This window comes from Sorangium sp. So ce296, from assembly GCF_051529605.1.
Lineage (GTDB): Bacteria > Myxococcota_A > Polyangia > Polyangiales > Polyangiaceae > Sorangium > Sorangium cellulosum_D.
On sequence record NZ_CP150325.1, the window covers coordinates 12,137,830 to 12,155,161 of the forward strand.

Below are 17,332 nucleotides of genomic sequence, written 5' to 3' on the forward strand. Positions count from 1 at the left end.
CCCCCGTGGGAAAGCGACACTCTGTCGATAATTATCCAGCCATGCCCGCATGGCGGGGCACATCCCATCTTGACCCCTTGTTTTACGGCGGGTAGTGTACAGCCCCGGTTGGCAACCCGTCGGTGTTGCCTGTCTGCGAATTCTGCACAGGGTCGACGTCGAGCGCGACCAAGCCTTGAGATTGGATTGGCTTGCGGTTGTGTCACGGGGGCGTGGACGCTCGAAGCCGTGTACCGTGCGCTGAGTTCGGGCTTAAAGAAAGAGCGGAGCTATGAGAATCCGAGGAAGCCATATCTTTTTGTGTTCCTTTTCCATCGCCGGCCTGCTGGCCATCGGCTGCGGCGGTGACAGCTCGAGCGGGTCCAGCGGCGACACCACGGGCTCGGGCGGCGCGGGCGCGAGCGCGGGCGTCGGCGCTGGGACCCCGACCAGCAGCGGCGTTGGCGCTGGCACCCCGACCAGCAGCGGCGTTGGCGCTGGCACCCCGACCAGCAGCGGCGTTGGCGCTGGCATGCCCACGGGCACGGGCGTCGGCGGCGGCGGCGGCGGCTCCAGCAACCCGAACGGGGATCCCACGCCGCCGACCGATGGCTCGCCGCCCGGCCGCTTCCGGGTCAACGCCGATGGCCGCCTGACGCAGGACGGCACGGCGATCCAGGTTCGCGGCGGCAACTGGTTCGGGCTCGAGGGACAAGACGACCTCCAGCGCCCCGGCGCCATGGAGCTCTTCATCGGGTCGATGAACTGGGTGAATACCACGCGCACGATCGAGCAGACGATGAAGGAGCTCACGAGCTCCGCTCTCAAGTTCAACACCATCCGGCTTCCGATCGCGCCGCAGACCCTGGTCGCCAACCACCCGGACGGCGACTACAGCAGGACCTCGCCCAAGATCAGGAACAACAACGCGACTGTCTACCCGTACGCCAACGCGCGCGAGGCGCTCGAGGACTTCCTCGTCCAGGCCAACAAGAACAACCTGAACGTCATCATCGGCATCCACTCCTGCTCGAACCACCTCGGGTGGCGCGCGGGCAGGCTCGACGATGCTCCGCCCTACGTGGACAGCGCGCGCGAGAACTACGACTACAAGGCGGACGCCTACAACTGCACGATGGGCGAGGACGCCTACAACATGGAGAAGTGGCTCGCGGACATCCGCACGATCGCGCAGCTGCCCAAGAAGCTCAACATCAAGAACGTCATCGGCATCGACTGCTTCAACGAGCCGTGGAAGTACTCCTGGGCCAAGTGGGCAGACATGGCCAAGGCGTGCTACGACGTCATCAAAGAGGAGAACGACGACATGATCGCCGTTGTCCAGGGCGTGTCCGGCAGCTTCCAGCCCGAGGGCACCAGCGGCCTGACGTCGATGCCGGAGCCCCACGGCGATGAGAACCTCAACCCGAACTGGGGTGAGAACTTCTTCGGGCAGCACGCCTACCCGATCCAGATCCCCAAGGATCGGCTCTGCTTCTCGCCCCACACCTACGGGCCTGCAGTGTTCGTTCAGAAGCAGCACGTCGATCAGTCCCAGGCCGGGTGCGCCGATCTCGAGGACGAGGAGGCCGCCAAGGCCAAGTGCGGGCTGGACATCGAACGGTCCAACCCGGCGGCCGTCGAGAGGCTCGCGAAGCAGTGGGACGAGCACTTCGGGTTCCTCCACGACGAGAAGTTCTGCGTGATCACCGGCGAGTTCGGCGGCGTGAAGGACTGGCCGAAGAACGAGATGGATCCGGGGCTGGCCCAGATGTGGGCGCACTTGCCTGCCGGCAAGCGCTACGACTGGGAGTGGCAGAACATGTACGTGGACTACCTGATCAAGAAGGGGATGACGGACTTCACCTACTGGTCCATCAACCCCGAGTCGGGTGATACGGGCGGCATCTACGGCCACAAGTACACCGACGCCGACAAGACGGGCTGGGGCACCTGGACCGAGCTCGACAAGGAGAAGGTCGATATGCTGGCTCGTCTCAAGTAGACCGAGCCGCAGATCGTGACGACCGCCCGCAGGCCTGCCCCTGCGGGCGGTTTTTCTTTGTGGCCAGCGCCGGTGACCGACCGGGCGCCAGCCGGACGCGTCACTCCACTCGCTGCTCGTCGAGCCGATGCTTCCGGCGGTAGCGCCCCGGCGACACGCCCATGACGCGCCGGAACACCTTGCCGAACGAGCTCTCCGACTCGTAGCCGACCGCCGTCGCGATCGCCGCGAGCTTCATCGGCCGGCTCTCGCGCATCATGCTCGCGGCCCGCACCATCCGCCACTGCGTCAGGTGATCGAGCGGCGTCTCCCCGACGAGCTCGCGAAACCGCGCGGCGAACGCCGAGCGGGACATCGAGGCGACGCGCGCGAGCTCCGGCACCGTCCACGCGCGGCCCGGCGCCGCGTGCATCTGCCGCAGCGCCTCGCCGATCTGCGGGTCGGCGAGCGCCCGGAGCCAGCTCTGGCTCCCGTCCGGGAGCGACGCCTGGATGCGCGCGCGCATCGCCTGGACGAAGAGCACCTCGGCGAGCCGGTCCACGACCGCGGGCGACCCGGGCAGGCCCTGCGCGATCTCGGCGGCGATGAACTGGAGCGTCGACTGGAACCAGGGCGCCGCGTGCGCGTCCGACGCCGCCAGGTGGAGCATCGGCGGAAGATGCCTGACCAGGAGCTCGCTGTCGGGCGAGGCGAAGGTGAAGCACCCGGCGACCACGGTGACGGGCGCGCCGCCGCCGCCGTGCGCGATCAGCCGCGACCGGTAGAACTCCTCCGGCGGCGTCACGTCCTCGGCCGCGCGCAGGCGCGCCCTGGGGCTGCTCCGGAGCGAATACGCCTCGGGCGCGGGCAGGAAGACGAAATCGCCGCCGACGAGCGGCACGAGCGCCTGCTCGTCGACGCCGAGCAAGCAGGAGCCGCGGGTCACGATGAGACAGATGCCCTTCTTGCCCGGGAACTGGAGCCCGAACGGGGCCGTGAGCTCGAGCCTGCCGTAGAGGTGCCCCTGGGTCCGGAGCAGCGCCATGATGTCGGTGAGAACATCCACATCACCCTCGCTCGCGTGGCGTTTTGGACCAGAAAACCGGCGCATTCGACATGGATGCTCCAGGCCGTGAGGCGTACGGTGCGGTCACCGCGTGAGCATAAGCGGCCGTGATCGTCTGGTCTACGTCGGCCGCGGAGGGCGTCATTCCCGCGGTGAGGAGCTCTCGATGCGCTACAAGATTCTCGGCCGGCGAACCGGCCTCAAGGTCTCCGCGTTGTGTCTGGGCACCGGGATGTTCGGGAGGGCGTGGGGCTACGGCGCCGCGCCGGACGAGGCGCGGAGCATCCTGCAGGGCTATGTCGAGGCGGGCGGCAACTTCATCGACACCGCCGACAACTACCAGCACGGCGAGGCCGAGCGGCTGATCGGCGAGATCGTCGCCCCGTATCGGAACGACCTCGTCATCGCGTCCAAGTTCAGCCGCGGCGCCGGCCCGGCGCCGGCGCTGGCCCGGCTCGGGAACAACCGCAAGGCCATGGTGCAGGCCGTCGAGGAGAGCCTCGTGCGGCTGAAGACGGACCGCATCGATCTCTATTTCGTGCACATGGACGACGGCGTGACCCCCATCGACGAGATCGTCCGCGGGCTCGAGGACCTCGTGCGGGCCGGCAAGATCGTCTACGGCGGGCTCTCGAACTTTCCGGCCTGGCGCGTCGCCGTGGGCGTGAAGGCCGGCGATCTCCGCGGCGCTTCCCCCATCACCGCGATCCAGGTCGAGTACAGCCTGCTCCAGCGCACCACGGAGCGCGAGCTCCTGCCGATGGCGGACGCGCTGGGCCTCGGCGTGATGGGGTGGTCGCCGATGGCCGGCGGGCTCCTGACCGGCAAGTACCGGAAGGGAGAGCGGGGCCGCGCGACCGATCTGAAGGCGAGCGTGCTGCACGACGAGCCCGCGCGCCACGACCCCGTGCTCGACGCGCTCATCGCCGTCGCGGACGAGCTGGGCGCGAGCCCGGGTCAGGTCGCGATCGCCTGGGCGGCCGCGAAGGGCGTGATCCCCGTCGTCGGGCCGCGGACCCGCGCGCAGCTCGACGAGAACCTCGGCGCCGCGGCGCTCGCGCTCGACGACGCGAGCCTCCGCCGCCTGGACCAGGTCAGCGCGGTCCCGTTCGGCTACCCGCACGAGCTGAACAGCCACGCCGAGCAGCGCGCGGTCATGACAGGGAACCGGTGGGAGCAGATCGACTTCCCCGAACGGACCGTTGCGTGACGGATCGATGAAGGCGGGGAGGTCACCCCGGCGGACGCGCCCGGGCAGGTGAGCGGTCATTCCGGCGCTTCATCTCACGGGGTCTCCGAGCGACGCGCGCGGGCAGGTGTCACTCAGTCATAAGGGCATACCATCGAATGTGGCGCGCTCGTTCCGTCGTGTAGGAAGACGTCCGAGTAGACAATGTCCTCCGGATAGAAGAGCACCTCCGCGCCTGGTGGGCCCGACAACCAGCATTGCCACTGGATGGACTTCGATTGCCTCCCGCGCGAGGTGCAGAACTGCGGCAAATAGCCGTCGTCCTGCCCGAACTCGCCTCCGTTGATCGTGACGTCACTGGCATGAATCATGATTCCAGGGTAGTCGCCCGCTTCGGGGGTCAAAGCGTTGTTGAAGATGATCGGGTTCTCCAGGGTCACGGTCCCGACCCGGAGCGCGCTCGCGGGCAGCGATCCCTTCGACTGCAGGTACACGCCGGAGTATCCATTGCCCCAGGACCAGAGGTCCAGGAGCTCCACATCGGTCCCCGCCTGGATATGGACACCATAGCTCCCGTTGTAAGCGGACCTGACGCCCTCGAGGCGGATCTTCTCCGGGCGCTTATCCGCGATGGGGCTCGCCATCATGACCCCAGAGCCGCCGTTGTGGTGAAAGTAGCTATCCTGGACCAGGACATTCCTGGGCCTCGTGCTAGGATTCGAGTTTTGGGCGGCGATCCACAGCCCGTGCCCGCCAACTGCGGGAAGGCCATCGCGCGGATGAATCAGGCTGTGGTGCACCTCGCAGTTTCGCACGGTCACATTGGAGGTGATGATCTTGATCCCGGCTGCTCCGACGGGGCCGTTGATGTTTCTGATCTCGCAGTTCTCCACGTAGGTGTGGGGCGTGGTGTTGGTGCCGGTGCTGACCGTGGACAGGTAGATGCCGCCCTTCGGTACGCCGTCCACGATCACGTTCCGGATCGCGCCCCAGGACCCCAGGCCGAAGGTGATGCCATCCAGGTTGGGTGGCTTGCACTGAGGCGGCTGAGGCAGCTTATCGGGGAGGGGAGCGTACCGCATGATGATGTTCTCCACCTCGCAATTCGAGCAGCTGTTGACTCGGATGCCGCTGTTGGCCTGGACCCAGGGGCCATCCGTGAGCCTGATCTGAAAATTGCGGATCCAGACCCCCGAGACTCCAGGCTTGTTGACCTGGATCGCCCCGGGAAACTGCTCCGGATTGCAGGGGACCGCCACCAGCGTCGCGGTCCCGGGATCGCCAGGGGCGGCGTTCGGAGACAGCTCCGGCCCCTCCAGGGTCAGATTGCTGTGCTCGGGTCTCAGCGGCGTGCGCAGCACGTAACGCCCGGCAGGGAAGTACACGGTGTGCCTGGTCGTCGGCTGCGACATTGCGCATTCGATCGCCCTCGAGATGGCCAGGCTGTCATCGACGTCGTCGCGTTCATCAACGGCGGGATTGGCGGAGAAGTCCGCTCCTTCCGGTCGCGTCACATTCACATAGGGCAGGACATTGACCACGCCATCCGTGACAGACCCTGCCTCACAGCAGGTGATACCCGTGTCAACGTCCGTGTCGCCGTTCCTGTCGACGCCGCATCCGTTCGAATTCTCATGCGGCTGTTCGTTTCCCTTGCAGACATTGCCGGGGAGGCAAAAATCTCCCGTGCAGCGCGGCGGCGGGTCTGGGGGGGCCGTGGGACAGCCAACGTTGCTGTCGCCGTCTCTCGTGAACGGAGTCTCGTTGTACGGGGCGTCGAGGCTGCACAAATTGAAGTCCTCGGCGCTCTGCTCCGCCGGAGGGTGATAGCCCCAAACCGCGCCGGAGCTGGCCGTGGACGCTGCCGCCCCGGCCGGCGCGGAGACGAGCGCGAACAGGCCAACTAGAAAGGTCTTCGTGATCCGCCGCGTCGACAGCATACGTTTCCTGTTGTTGGTCGAGTGTGGGAACTCGTTTTTCCGAGCCGCCGGGGAGCAAGAACCACACCACCAGGTCGGCCTGGTGCACCGGGTGGCCGACGAGACGGGGGCGCGTGCGCGCCCCGAGGAGGGTTGCCGGAACCATAGGGGCTCGTCGGCGAGCCCAGCTGCCCATCGAGCGATGCGAGCGCCAGGCGGACCGGCGACGAACAGGCAGGCCGTTCCTCTGCCGGTGTCAGCGTGCCAGCGTGCCAGCGTGCCAGCGTGCCAGCGTGCCAGCGCGGCGGGACCCGACCCCGTGGCCCAGCAACGTGAACCAGGGCGCGCCGCCGCGCCGGCGACCCCAACCTGGGTCGGGTCGCTAAGGCCGCTGGCCGTGCCCTGACGGCCAGCCTCGCCGGTCAGACCCCGGCGGCGCGGTGCGCGTCGGAGCGCGCGTCGGAGATCGACGGCGGCGTGCGGCGCCGCGCGCCGCCAGATGGCGTGCGCGCGCCCGGACGCGGGGGTGTAGGATGCCGCGATGCGGAAGCTGGTCCTGTTCTTTCTGACGCTGGCGGCGATCGCGTGGAGCGCGCCATCGCCCGCAAGAGCGCAGTCCAGCGCGCTCGGCCCGCAGGGGACGGCGGCGGCCCTCTCGCGCACGGCCATCGTCGGGTTCACCGCGTCGCTGACGGGGAACGTGAACGTCGAGTCGACCCGGCAGACCAACGGCATCAAGATGTGGGTGGACGACGTCAACAAGGCCGGCGGCATCCGCCTCGCCGACGGCAGCGCCGTCACCGTCGACATCCGGTTCTATGACGACGAGAGCAACAAGGATCGTGTCCAGCAGCTCTACACGCGGCTGATCAACGAGGACAGGGCCGATTTCCTCATCAGCCCGTACAGCAGCGGCCTGACGGACGCCGCGGCCGTCATCGCCGAGCAGTACGGCCGCGTCATGGTCACGGCGGGCGCGTCGTCGGACTCGACGCATGACAAAGGCTATTCGCTGGCCTTCATGACCTACACGCCCGCGAGCCGTTACCTGACAGGGGCCTTCGACGTCCTCGCCCACCTCGATCCGGCGGCGAAGCGGGTCGCGATCGTCCACGAGCGGGACAAGTTCTCCACGGACGTGGCCACGGCCGCGAAGAGCCACGGCGAGGCCAAGGGCTACGAGATCGTCCTCTTCGAGGGCTACGCCAGCGGCACCACCGACTTTGCGCCGTTCATCAACAGGATGCCGGGCGACGTGGACGCCATCATGGGCGGGGGCCACTTCGCCGACACGAGCACCTTCGCCAGGCAGCTCGCGGAGAAGGGCATTCACGCCAAGTTCATCGCGCTGCTCGTGGCGCCGCCCGAGCCGCGGTTCGGCGAGCTCGGCGCGGCGGCGCTCGGCGTGATCGGGCCGAGCCAGTGGGAATCCACCGTGAAGTACAGCCCCGAGGCCGCGCGCGCCGCGGGCCTCCCCTGGCACGGGCCCTCGGTGGGCGACTTCGTCGCTCGCTACAGAGAGCGGTTCGGCGATACGCCGTCGTACCACGGCGCGGGGGGCTACGCCGCGGGCCTGATCCTGGAGCAGGCCATCGCGCGGGCGGGGTCGCTGGAGACGGCGAAGGTCAAGGCGGCGCTCGACGGCACGGACATGCTGACGTTCTTCGGCCACACGAAGTACGACACAAGCGCGAAACGGCACGGCCGCCAGGTCGGTCACGAGATGGTCTACATCCAGTGGCAGAAGGACGAGCAGGGGAGGCTCGTCAAGCGGGTCGTCTGGCCCGAGGACGCGAGCACGGCCAACCCCCTGTATCCGGCCCGCGACCAGGCGGCCGCGGGCCCGAGCCAGCTGCTGACGTCGCTCGTGGACGGGCTCATGCTCGGGTTCGTGTACGGCCTCGCGGCGATGGGCATGACGCTCATCTGGGGGATCCTGCGCATCATCAACCTGAGCCACGGCGCGGTCATCGCGCTCGGGATGTTCGCCAGCTACTTCCTGTTCACGCACCTCGGCGTGAACCCGTATGTCGGGCTGGTCGCCGTGGCCGGGGCGGGCCTGCTGCTCGGGCTCCTGATCTACCCCGTGGCCGTGCACCGCGTGATCCACGCGCCGCACCACCTGACGACCCTGCTGGCCACGTTCGCCGTCAACATGATCTTCATCGGGCTGGGCACGGCGCTCTTGACCACGACCCCGCGCAACATCGACTACTCCCTCGGCACGGCGCGCCTCGGTCCGGTGGCGCTCCCGGGCACGCGCCTCATGGCGGCCCTGATGGCCATCCTCGTCGCGTCGGCGCTCACCTTGTTTCTGCGCCGGACGCGGCTCGGCAAGGCCATCCGCGCGGTGGCGAGCAACCGCGCCTCGGCGGAGCTGATGGGCATCCCTTCCTCTCGCGTGCTGGCCCTCAGCTTCGGGCTCGGGACGATGCTCGCGGCGGCGTCCGGCGCGCTCATCGCCACGTTCTTTCCCTTCACCATCCTGAGCGGCGAGTCGTACCAGCTCAAATCATTCGTCATCGGCGTGCTGGGCGGCCTCGGCAACCCCATCGGCGCGCTCGCCGGAGGGCTCTTGCTCGGCATGCTGGAGGGGCTCATCCCCATCTTCCTCCCCGTGAGCTGGGTGCCCGTGGTGGAGTTCGCCCTCTTCGTCCTCGTGCTGCTGCTCCGCCCGAGCGGCCTCATGGGAGCCCGCACATGACCGCGCACCGACGCCCCGCCTTCTGGCTGACGCTCCTCCTCGTCGCGGCGCTCGGCGCCCTCCCGCTCGCGACGCGCGGCGACACGCTGCGCGAGGCGATGTTCACCCTGCTGATGTTCGTCACGCTCGCCTCCAGCCTGAACCTCTTGCTCGGGTACACGGGCTACGTGAACTTCGGCCACATCGTGTTCTTCGGGCTGGGTGGGTACACCGGCTTTTACCTCCTGAGCCAGCGGGGCGCCTCGCTCTACCTCGCGATGCTCGCCGGCGGCCTCGCCGCCTCCGCGCTGGCCGGCCTGCTCGGCCTCGCCATCCTGCGCCTGCGGGGCGCCTATTTCGCGCTGGCCACGATCGGGATCAACGAGGCGGCGCGGGCCTTCGTGAACAACGTCTCCCTGTTCGGCGGCGCGACGGGGCTGTCGATCAACTTCTCCGTGTACGGGGAGTACGGCGGCCCGTCGAGGGCGCTGTGGCTCACGTACTCCCTGCTCCTGGCGGTCACCGTGGTGGTGGTCGCCATCAGCTTGCTCGTGAAGAGCTCGCGGTTCGGGCTCGGCCTGCTCAGCATCCGCGAGGACGAGGACGCGGCGCTCGTCATGGGCGTGAACGCGCCGCGGCTGAAGACGCTCGCCTACGTGCTGTCGGCGTTCTTCCCGGGCGTGGCCGGCACGCTCTACTTCTTCAAGAACGGCAACGTCGAGCCGGGCGACGCCTTCCGCCTGCACACCTCCATCGAGACGCTGGTCATGGTGATGCTGGGCGGCGCGGGGACGGCGCTCGGGCCGGTCCTCGGGGCGGCCGCGTACGATCGCCTCCGCAGCTTCCTGCTCACGACGCCGCTCTTCAAGGATCTCCACCTGGCCTTCGCGGGGGGCGTGCTCCTGCTCATCGTCCTGTTCGTGCCCTCCGGGGTCGTCGGCTGGCTGCGCGCGCGGCTGCCCCGCGCGCGGGGGGTGCTCGAATGATGCTGCACGTCCAGGGGATCGCGAGGCGCTTCGGCGGCCTGCAAGCGCTGAGCGACGTCACGTTCGGCGTCGCGGACGGGGAGATCCTCGGCCTCATCGGGCCGAACGGCGCGGGGAAGACGACGCTCTTCAACGTGGTGAGCGGCGTGCACCCGCCGGACAAGGGCCGTATCGTCTTCCGCGGCCAGGACATCACCGGCTTGCCGCCGTACCGCGTGGCGCGCCTCGGGCTGGCCCGCACCTTCCAGATCGTGCGGCCGCTCCACGACCTCACCGTGCGCGAGAACGTGATGCTCGGCGCCTGCTACGGCCGCGAGCGCCACGGGCGCGGCGCGGCCGCCAGGGTGGCGGACGAGGTGCTCGCGCTGGTGGGCCTCGGCGAGCGCGCCGCGCAGCTGGCCGGCAGCCTGAACGTCGCGCAGAAGAAGCGGCTGGAGCTGGCGCGCGCCCTCGCGGCCCGGCCGTACCTGCTGCTGCTCGACGAGGTCCTCGCGGGGCTGAACCCCGCCGAGATCGGACGGATGATCGACATGATCCGCCACATCCGCGCGCAGGGGGTCACGATCCTGATGATCGAGCACCTCATGCAGGCGATGATGAGCCTCTCCGATCGGATCGTGGTGCTGGACTATGGCAAGCTCATCGCCGAGGGGGAGCCGCGGGCGGTGGCCGCGGATCCGAGCGTGATCGAGGCGTACCTCGGCGACCCGAAGCTCGGGCGAGAGCTCTTGGCAGGAGGCTCGGATGGCGGCAGCGCTCGAGGTGACTGAGCTGGTCACGGGCTACGGCGAGGTGCAGATCCTGTGGGGGGTGAGCCTGCGCCTCGAGCCGGGGAGGCTGACGGCGCTCGTGGGCTCGAACGGGGCGGGCAAGACGACGCTCCTGCGCGCCGCGACGGGGCTCTTGCCCGCGTGGCGCGGCTCGGTGGTCTTCGCGGGCCACGACGTGACGCGCCTCCCCGCGCACGCCCGCGCCGCCGAGGGGCTCGCGCTGGTGCCGGAGGGGCGGCAGCTGTTCGCCGACATGACGGTGCTCGAGAACCTCGAGCTCGGCGCCTTCTCGAGGCGGGCCCAGCCGGGCTTGCGGCGCAACCTGGAGCGCGTGTTCGAGATGTTCCCGCGCCTCGCGGACCGGCGCGGCCAGAAGGCGGGCACGCTCAGCGGCGGCGAGCAGCAGATGGTCGCCGTCGCGCGGGGGCTGATGGCCGAGCCGAAGGTGCTGATGCTCGACGAGCTGTCGCTGGGCCTCTCGCCCCGGCTGGTGCTCGATCTCTTCGAGTCGCTGCGCCGGCTCAAGGCCGAGGGGCTGACGATGCTCCTCGTCGAGCAGAACGTGGCCATGGCCATGGCGGTGAGCGACTACGCCTATGTGCTGGCGGAGGGGCGCGTCCACCTGGAGGGCGAGGCGAGCGAGCTGGCGAGGAAGGAGGAAGTGCGGAGGGCCTATCTCGGGCTGTGAATCCCCTCGGCCCTCGGCGGGCGGGCGGCCGTGCTAGGCTGGGGCGATGAGACGCGAGAGCCCTGAGGTCCCGCCTCCGCCCGTGGCCGGCGAGGCTCGCGGCTACCTGGTCCGGCAGCTCGAGATAGCGTGGCAGCTCACCAGCTTCCACCTCGACGGGCTCACCACCGAAGAGTGCTTGTGGCGCCCTGCGGACGAGGGATTGCACGTTCGTCGGACCGACGATGGAACGTGGCGCGCCGACTGGCCGGAGCACGAGGGATACGATCTCGGCCCGCCGAGCATCGCCTGGGTGACGTGGCATCTCGGGTTCTGGTGGTCGATGGTGCTCGACCACTCGTTCGGCGACGGAGCCCTCGCGCGCGAGGACGTGACCTGGCCTGGCGACGCCGACGGCGTGCGCGCGTGGCTCGGCGGGCTTCAGGAACGGTGGCGGGCGGCGATCGAGCAGGCCACCGACGACGACCTGCGCTCGACGCGGCGGACGCGGTGGCCTTTCCAGGACCGGCCGTTCGGCGACGTCGTCGCGTGGGCCAACGTCGAGCTCACGAAGAACGCCGCGGAGCTCGGCTACGCGCGCTTCCTCTACGCGAGAAGGCCGCGCGTTTAGGGGGCGAGCTCGCGCGTCCCGTCCGGAGAGATGGCCGCCGCGCCGCTCAGCGCCAGGCGGATGGCTTGCTCGACGGGGGAGTAGTCGCCGCGCTCGCGCTCGAGCGATAGCGGCTCGGTCGGGAGCAGGGGAGGCTGAGCCATGAAGCGCGGCCGCGCGCCGCGGTGTGGCTGGGCGGTGTGGACGAGGAACGGGTGGCACAGATAGACCGTTCCCGCGTCGCCCGCCGCGAGCACCTGCGGTCGATGCGCCGTCTCCGCGAAGCCGTTCGCGGCCAGCTCGCGCAAGGTCATCCCCTGCTCGCCGGCCGGCGCCAGCTGCCGCGCGATGTCGAGGTGCGACCCCGCTCGGATGCGCGTCGGCGCGTCGTCCTCGCCGACATCCGAGAAGAGAAAGAGCATGAGCAGCGCGCGGCCGCGCGACCGGACGTTCGCGCGCCACTCCATGAAATCGGGGCTCTCGGTGCCGAAGCTCACGTCGATGTGCCAGCCCGCGTCCCCCGGGTCGAGGGGCGAGGGGAAGCGGATGGGGAACGTGCCGAGGGCGGCGCACGGTTGCCAGCGCCCGCTGCCGACCAGCTGATCGAGCGCGGCGCGGAGCACCGGGGTGTTCGCGGCCTCGGCGAAGGGTCGCTGGCCGTAGTGCCCGAGTCGAACGACCGGCTTCGTCCAGGTCTTGGGGTCGTCCGGGGTCATGCCTGTGTCGCGCCACAGGATGGCGCGGGCCTCGTCGGCCAGCGCCCGGGGGAACGCCGCGTCGATGCGGACGAAGCCCTGGGTGATGAAGTGCTCGATCTGCGAATGGCTCAACTCGGTCATGGGGCGGCTCACCTTGTACCGACCGTCTCGGCGGCGCAAGTTCGGCTTCAGGTGCAAAGTTGCTATGTTGGCGCAGAGGGCCAATGCCACTGCATGTTTCCTCTCGATGAAAAACGCCAAGCGTAGGCATTTTCAGGCGAATGTCGCAGATCACTTCCATCGGTCGCGGGAATTGTAGGCGCCGGGCTCCCGGCGTGGGCATCGCTGAGCGTGTGCGCTCCGGCTCGCGTCGCAGTCGATCGGCGCTCCCGCTCCTGGAATCTCCACCCCAATCGCTCAACTCTCGGAAGTCCAACATGAACAAGAACCGTTCTTCTCGATGGCTGTGCGGCACGACGTGGATCGTGCTCGGGCTCGCGACCCTCTCTGGCTGCTCCGACGGGGGCGATGGCGGCGAGGGGGGCGCGGGCGGCGAGGGGGGAGCGGGGACCATCACGACCACGACCACGACCACCACCGGCGCCAGCGCTGGCCCGACGACGAGCAGCAGCAGCAGCAGCTCGGCCACCAGCGGCACCGGGGGGGCGGGGACGACCAGCTCTTCGACGACCGGCGGTTCGAGCGCGGGCGGCGGCGGGGCGGGCGGTGAGGACAACGGGGCCGGCGGAGGCGGCGGGACCCCTGCCGCGAAGTTCGTCGGCAACATCACGACGAGCGGCGCTGTGCGCAACGGCTTCGCGACCTACTGGAACCAGATCACGCCCGAGAACGAGGGCAAGTGGGGCTCCGTCGAGAGCTCCCGCGGCCGTCGCGACTGGAGCAAGCTCGACGCGATCTACAAGTACGCCAAGGACAACAACATCATCTTCAAGCACCACGTCTTCGTGTGGGGCAGCCAGCAACCGAACTGGGTCGGGGGCCTCTCCGGGTCGGAGCAGCAGGCGGCCGTGCGGGACTGGATGAAGTCGTTCTGCGAGCGCTACCCCGACACGAAGTACATCGACGTCGTCAACGAGCCGCCGCCCCACACCACGCCGTCGTACAAGAACGGCATCGGCGGCGACGGCGCCAGCGGCTGGGACTGGATCGTGAACTCCTTCAAGTGGGCTCGCGAGTTCTGCCCGGGCGCGGTCTTAATCCTCAACGACTACAACAACATCGAGTACGAGAACGACCACAACAACTTCGTGCGGATCGCGAGGGCGGTCATCGACGCGGGCGCCCCGGTCGACGCGCTCGGCGCTCAGGCCCACGACGCCTACAAGATCAACACCAGCACCGTGAAGGGCTACCTCGACAAGCTCGCCGCGCTGGGCAAGCCCGTGTACATCACCGAGTACGATATCGGCATCGCGGACGACAGCCAGCAGAAGAGGGTGATGGAGGAGCAGTTCACGATGTTCTGGAATCACCCCGCCGTCCCGGGCATCACCTTGTGGGGCTACATCGTCGGCACCACCTGGCGGGACAACACCGGCATTCAGCATTCGAACGGCACCATGCGGCCGGCCATGGCCTGGCTCATGGAGTTCCTGGGTCGCGGTGGTCCCTGACGTCGCGCTGGGTAGTGGTCAAATTTGAACATGAAGGCGGGAAGGCGGGAAGAAAACCTGAATGATCTTCCCGCCTTCTCGCCTTCATGTGGACTCTCTCTGGGCAGAGTTGACCACTACCTCGCGCTGACCCGATGATCCGCGCGAGCTCCTTCCGCGGAGGGAGCTCGTCGAAGCTCGATTCACCCGCCGCGCGTCCGCCGTGATCGGCTCGCCTGGCCGGCGAAATCCCTGGAAGGGGATCGCGCCGGCCGGGGAGCGCCGCCGATCACAGCGGCACTTCGAGGACGTCTTCGCAGGTGAAGTCGACGCCCAGGGACACTTCGACCTGGGCTTGCACCACGGCGCACGTGTCGTCGCAGAGCACGATCGCGGTCGGGTTCGCGGGATCGTCGTAGCGCCAGGTGCCCGCGGCAGCGCAGGCCTGATCGTACACGAGCGACGTCGGGGTGTTGGTCGTGGCGCTCGTGTATTTCACGTCCACCTTCTGCTTGTCAAACGTCCTCCCGTCGGGGGGCGGCGGGATCGGGATCGTGCACGAGACCGCGGCGCCGCGGATCTCCTCGACGGCCGCCTTGAACGCGGCCGTGGTGTCCGCCGCGTTGCCGGTGTCGATGATGAACGCCTCTCCTGTATCGCCCGCCGCCGCGATCACGCGCAGGTTCTCATCGAGGCTCGGCGGCGCGCCCTCCACCGGCGGGCTGTTGACCCCGATCACGAACGTGGAGATGCCGGCGGCGCGCGCCGCCTCGACGCGCTCGACGACGGCCTCGATCGAGTTCGACTGGCGGCATTGCTCCGGATAGCCGTCGGTCACGAGGACGATCGCGTATTTCCCGGGGTTCAGCTGGCGTTGCTCCTCGATGTACGCGGTCGTGCCTTCGATCACGAATGCCGTCGGCGTGCCGATGCGCCAGCTCCGGTCGTCCTGAGGCGTGACGGCATCGATCGCCTCACCGAACGCCGGAGACGGCAGCGGCGTCATCGCGACGTTCGGCGCCAGGTACGTGCTTGCGTTGCACATCTGTCCCGCGCCAGGGAAGAACGTGAGCGACGCCCGGAACCCGGCCGAGGCGGGATCCACGAAGAACTGCTTCGTCGCGGCGACGACGGGATCCCACTTGAGCGACCGATCGCGCCAGGGCACATCGTTCGCGCCCATGCTGCCCGACACGTCGAACGCGAAGGCGAGGTACACCTGCTGGAACCCGGCCTGGGAGGTCTCGGTGGCGCACGCCTGGCCTGCTGCCGTCGAGCCGCCGCTGCTGGCGCCGTTTGCACCGGAATTCCCGCTCGATCCCAGATCGTTCCCGCTGCCAAAGCTGTCATCGTAGCCGTTGCCGGTGCCGTTGCCGGCGCCGTTGCCGGCGCCGTCGCCGTTGCCGTTGCCGGTGCTGTTCTGGGACCGCCCGGAACCCCGCCGCATGCGGCGCTGGCCAAACTCACCATCGACAAAGCTATGGCCATCGTAGGCAATCTCATAAATCCACTCCTCTTCGAGCGCATGCCAGGCGCGATACGCCAGCACGACGCACATAAAAACGAGAGGTCTCCGGAGGCGGAATTTTGCAGGATCGCGCCTCGTCGGAGCCCCGGGATCGATGAGGAGTATAATCGATGACGCTGATCTTTGCGCGGGATACGGCCTGAAAAGTGGTTGCGTCGTACTGCGACCATCACGGCGCAATGCGGCGATCGCGCTAGGTCTCTGTAGTCCATCCAGGCTGCACACGCGGCGCCGCGGATAGAGGATCAGCGATCCGCCCTCGTGAGAATGCGACGATCTATTGGCAATCGATCGACACTCCGATGGACCATCCGACCGAGGTCGGGGTCGCCCCGGAGCCTCGGCCGGGTCCGCTCGGTCCTGGAGAGGGGCGGCTGGAGCGATATCCGAGATCGAGTTGCTGCCGCCGTCGGCGACCTCGATGCGGTCGATCGCACGCTCCCGCTCTCCTCGTCGCCCTTCGCCGGGCGAGGGCGGCCGTGGCCCCGTGCGCGAGGAAGAACGGGATTGCGGCCCCGCGCGTCGGGGCGCTAGGTTGAGCGCCACGAGCACGAGCGCCATGGGAGCAAGGAGTTTTCGATGAGCCGATATCCCGACAAGGAACCGGAGTGCCTGGGCGCCGACAGCGCGAACATCGACCTCGTGATCGAGCCGCGCCCGCGGGATCTGGGCGGCTTCACGGTGCGCAGGTCGCTCCCAGCGGCGCAGCGACGTCACGTCGGGCCCTTTCTCTTCTTCGATCACATGGGCCCCGTCGACTTCGCGCCGGGTCAGGGGATCGATGTCCGGCCGCATCCGCACATCGCGCTCGCGACCATCACGTATCTCCTCGAAGGGGAGTTCGTGCATCGCGACAGCATCGGCTCGGAGCAGCCGATCCGGCCGGGCGACGTGAACTGGATGGTCGCGGGGCGCGGCGTGGTCCACTCGGAGCGAACCGCGCCGGAGGTGCGGGCGCGCGGCGCCAGGATGCACGGGATCCAGACGTGGGTCGCGCTCCCGCAGCAAGACGAGGAGATCGATCCGCGCTTCGAGCATCACCCGCGCCAGACGATGCCCGTCGTGCGCCGCGACGGCGCGGAGCTCCACGTCATCGCCGGGACCGCCTACGGCGCGAAGGCGCCCACGGGGGTCCTGTCGCCGACGCTCTACGTGCATGCTCGGCTCGACGCCGGCGCGACGCTGCCGATCGACGACGAGCACGAGGAGCGCGCGATCTACGTGGTCGACGGGGCGATCGCGTGCGACGGCAAGCGCTTCGGCGCGGGCGCGATGCTCGTGCTCCGTCCGCGCGCGGCCGTCGCCGCGGAGGCGATCGGCGCGACGAACCTCATGCTCATCGGCGGCGCGCCGCTCGACGGACCTCGCCACATCTACTGGAACTTCGTGGCGAGCTCCAAGGAGCGCATCGAGCGAGCGAAGGCCGACTGGCGCGAGGGCCGCTTCCCCACGATCCCCGGCGATGACACCGAGTTCATTCCGCTCCCGGAAGGCTCGTAATGCGAGCCCGCGGCGGGCTCCGGGATCACGGGACGCGAAGCGTCTTCCCGCCGCCGTCGGAGGAGCGCGTCCTTGGCCGCCTTTTCGGTGGGCTTGGCGTCGTTTCGGTTGCCGCTCTCGCGCCGCGAGCACGCCGCGAT

General features: G+C 68.8%; 13 protein-coding genes. 9 read left to right on the forward strand and 4 right to left on the reverse strand.

Translation table 11 applies throughout. The features are described 5' to 3' along the window. Positions 1-271 precede the first annotated feature (271 nt). Positions 272-1,984: a glycoside hydrolase family 5 protein gene (locus tag WME98_RS44765; protein ID WP_437947725.1), complete on the forward strand. Its 1,713-nt coding sequence runs from the start codon at positions 272-274 to the stop codon at positions 1,982-1,984. 100 nt (positions 1,985-2,084) lie between these two features. Here the strand turns inward: WME98_RS44765 and WME98_RS44770 are convergent, their stop codons facing one another. Further along, the gene (locus WME98_RS44770) at positions 2,085-3,029 is read right to left on the reverse strand and encodes a cupin domain-containing protein (RefSeq protein WP_437947726.1); all 945 of its coding nucleotides are present in this window, start codon (positions 3,027-3,029) and stop codon (positions 2,085-2,087) included. A gap of 166 nt (positions 3,030-3,195) precedes the next feature. On the opposite strand from WME98_RS44770, the gene WME98_RS44775 reads away from it, so the two are divergent. Further along, on the forward strand, positions 3,196-4,239 hold the full coding sequence (locus WME98_RS44775) for an aldo/keto reductase (RefSeq protein WP_437947727.1): 1,044 nt from the start codon (positions 3,196-3,198) through the stop codon (positions 4,237-4,239). Positions 4,240-4,352: 113 nt separating this feature from the next. Here the strand turns inward: WME98_RS44775 and WME98_RS44780 are convergent, their stop codons facing one another. Then, a complete protein-coding gene (locus tag WME98_RS44780; RefSeq protein WP_437947728.1) occupies positions 4,353-6,158 on the reverse strand; it encodes a glycosyl hydrolase family 28-related protein in 1,806 nt (601 codons plus the stop codon). A 520-nt stretch (positions 6,159-6,678) separates the two neighbouring features. Here WME98_RS44780 and WME98_RS44785 point away from each other — a divergent pair. The 5 genes from WME98_RS44785 to WME98_RS44805 are packed head-to-tail and all read left to right on the forward strand — an operon-like array spanning position 6,679 to position 11,874. Beyond that, complete coding sequence (locus WME98_RS44785) at positions 6,679-8,841, forward strand: ABC transporter substrate-binding protein (RefSeq protein ID WP_437947729.1); 2,163 nt, start codon at positions 6,679-6,681, stop codon at positions 8,839-8,841. Then, entirely contained in the window at positions 8,838-9,806 is a 969-nt protein-coding gene (locus tag WME98_RS44790) for a branched-chain amino acid ABC transporter permease (RefSeq protein ID WP_437947730.1), read from the forward strand. The genes WME98_RS44785 and WME98_RS44790 overlap by 4 nt, the downstream gene beginning before the upstream one ends. After that, a complete protein-coding gene (locus tag WME98_RS44795; protein WP_437954101.1) occupies positions 9,806-10,576 on the forward strand; it encodes an ABC transporter ATP-binding protein in 771 nt (256 codons plus the stop codon). The genes WME98_RS44790 and WME98_RS44795 overlap by 1 nt, the downstream gene beginning before the upstream one ends. Beyond that, positions 10,551-11,264, forward strand: a complete 714-nt coding sequence (locus WME98_RS44800) for an ABC transporter ATP-binding protein (protein ID WP_020735987.1) — start codon at positions 10,551-10,553, stop codon at positions 11,262-11,264. The genes WME98_RS44795 and WME98_RS44800 overlap by 26 nt, the downstream gene beginning before the upstream one ends. Positions 11,265-11,310: 46 nt before the next feature. After that, positions 11,311-11,874, forward strand: a complete 564-nt coding sequence (locus WME98_RS44805; RefSeq protein ID WP_437947731.1) for a DinB family protein — start codon at positions 11,311-11,313, stop codon at positions 11,872-11,874. Here WME98_RS44805 and WME98_RS44810 read toward each other — a convergent pair. Next, the gene (locus WME98_RS44810) at positions 11,871-12,692 is read right to left on the reverse strand and encodes a phytanoyl-CoA dioxygenase family protein (protein WP_437947732.1); all 822 of its coding nucleotides are present in this window, start codon (positions 12,690-12,692) and stop codon (positions 11,871-11,873) included. The two genes, WME98_RS44805 and WME98_RS44810, sit on opposite strands and share 4 nt — an antisense overlap. Before the next feature lie 296 nt (positions 12,693-12,988). Here WME98_RS44810 and WME98_RS44815 point away from each other — a divergent pair, with 296 nt between their 5' ends. Beyond that, a complete protein-coding gene (locus WME98_RS44815) occupies positions 12,989-14,185 on the forward strand; it encodes an endo-1,4-beta-xylanase (protein ID WP_437947733.1) in 1,197 nt (398 codons plus the stop codon). A 268-nt stretch (positions 14,186-14,453) separates the two neighbouring features. Here WME98_RS44815 and WME98_RS44820 read toward each other — a convergent pair whose 3' ends face one another. Continuing rightward, positions 14,454-16,253, reverse strand: a complete 1,800-nt coding sequence (locus tag WME98_RS44820) for a vWA domain-containing protein (protein ID WP_437947734.1) — start codon at positions 16,251-16,253, stop codon at positions 14,454-14,456. Positions 16,254-16,271: 18 nt separating this feature from the next. On the opposite strand from WME98_RS44820, the gene WME98_RS44825 reads away from it, so the two are divergent. Beyond that, complete coding sequence (locus tag WME98_RS44825) at positions 16,272-17,192, forward strand: pirin family protein (protein WP_437947735.1); 921 nt, start codon at positions 16,272-16,274, stop codon at positions 17,190-17,192. Positions 17,193-17,332: the final 140 nt, after the last annotated feature.

Excerpts from the sequence above, each read along its gene's own strand:
- WME98_RS44820 (WP_437947734.1), bottom strand. The coding sequence starts at position 16,253 with ATGGCGCTCGTGCTCGTGGCGCTCAACCTAGCGCCCCGACGCGCGGGG.
- WME98_RS44825 (WP_437947735.1), top strand. The coding sequence starts at position 16,272 with ATGAGCCGATATCCCGACAAGGAACCGGAGTGCCTGGGCGCCGACAGC.
- WME98_RS44815 (WP_437947733.1), top strand. The coding sequence starts at position 12,989 with ATGAACAAGAACCGTTCTTCTCGATGGCTGTGCGGCACGACGTGGATC.
- WME98_RS44765 (WP_437947725.1), top strand. The coding sequence starts at position 272 with ATGAGAATCCGAGGAAGCCATATCTTTTTGTGTTCCTTTTCCATCGCC.
- WME98_RS44805 (WP_437947731.1), top strand. The coding sequence starts at position 11,311 with ATGAGACGCGAGAGCCCTGAGGTCCCGCCTCCGCCCGTGGCCGGCGAG.
- WME98_RS44780 (WP_437947728.1), bottom strand. The coding sequence starts at position 6,158 with ATGCTGTCGACGCGGCGGATCACGAAGACCTTTCTAGTTGGCCTGTTC.
- WME98_RS44800 (WP_020735987.1), top strand. The coding sequence starts at position 10,551 with ATGGCGGCAGCGCTCGAGGTGACTGAGCTGGTCACGGGCTACGGCGAG.
- WME98_RS44810 (WP_437947732.1), bottom strand. The coding sequence starts at position 12,692 with ATGACCGAGTTGAGCCATTCGCAGATCGAGCACTTCATCACCCAGGGC.
- WME98_RS44790 (WP_437947730.1), top strand. The coding sequence starts at position 8,838 with ATGACCGCGCACCGACGCCCCGCCTTCTGGCTGACGCTCCTCCTCGTC.
- WME98_RS44775 (WP_437947727.1), top strand. The coding sequence starts at position 3,196 with ATGCGCTACAAGATTCTCGGCCGGCGAACCGGCCTCAAGGTCTCCGCG.
- WME98_RS44795 (WP_437954101.1), top strand. The coding sequence starts at position 9,806 with ATGCTGCACGTCCAGGGGATCGCGAGGCGCTTCGGCGGCCTGCAAGCG.
- WME98_RS44785 (WP_437947729.1), top strand. The coding sequence starts at position 6,679 with ATGCGGAAGCTGGTCCTGTTCTTTCTGACGCTGGCGGCGATCGCGTGG.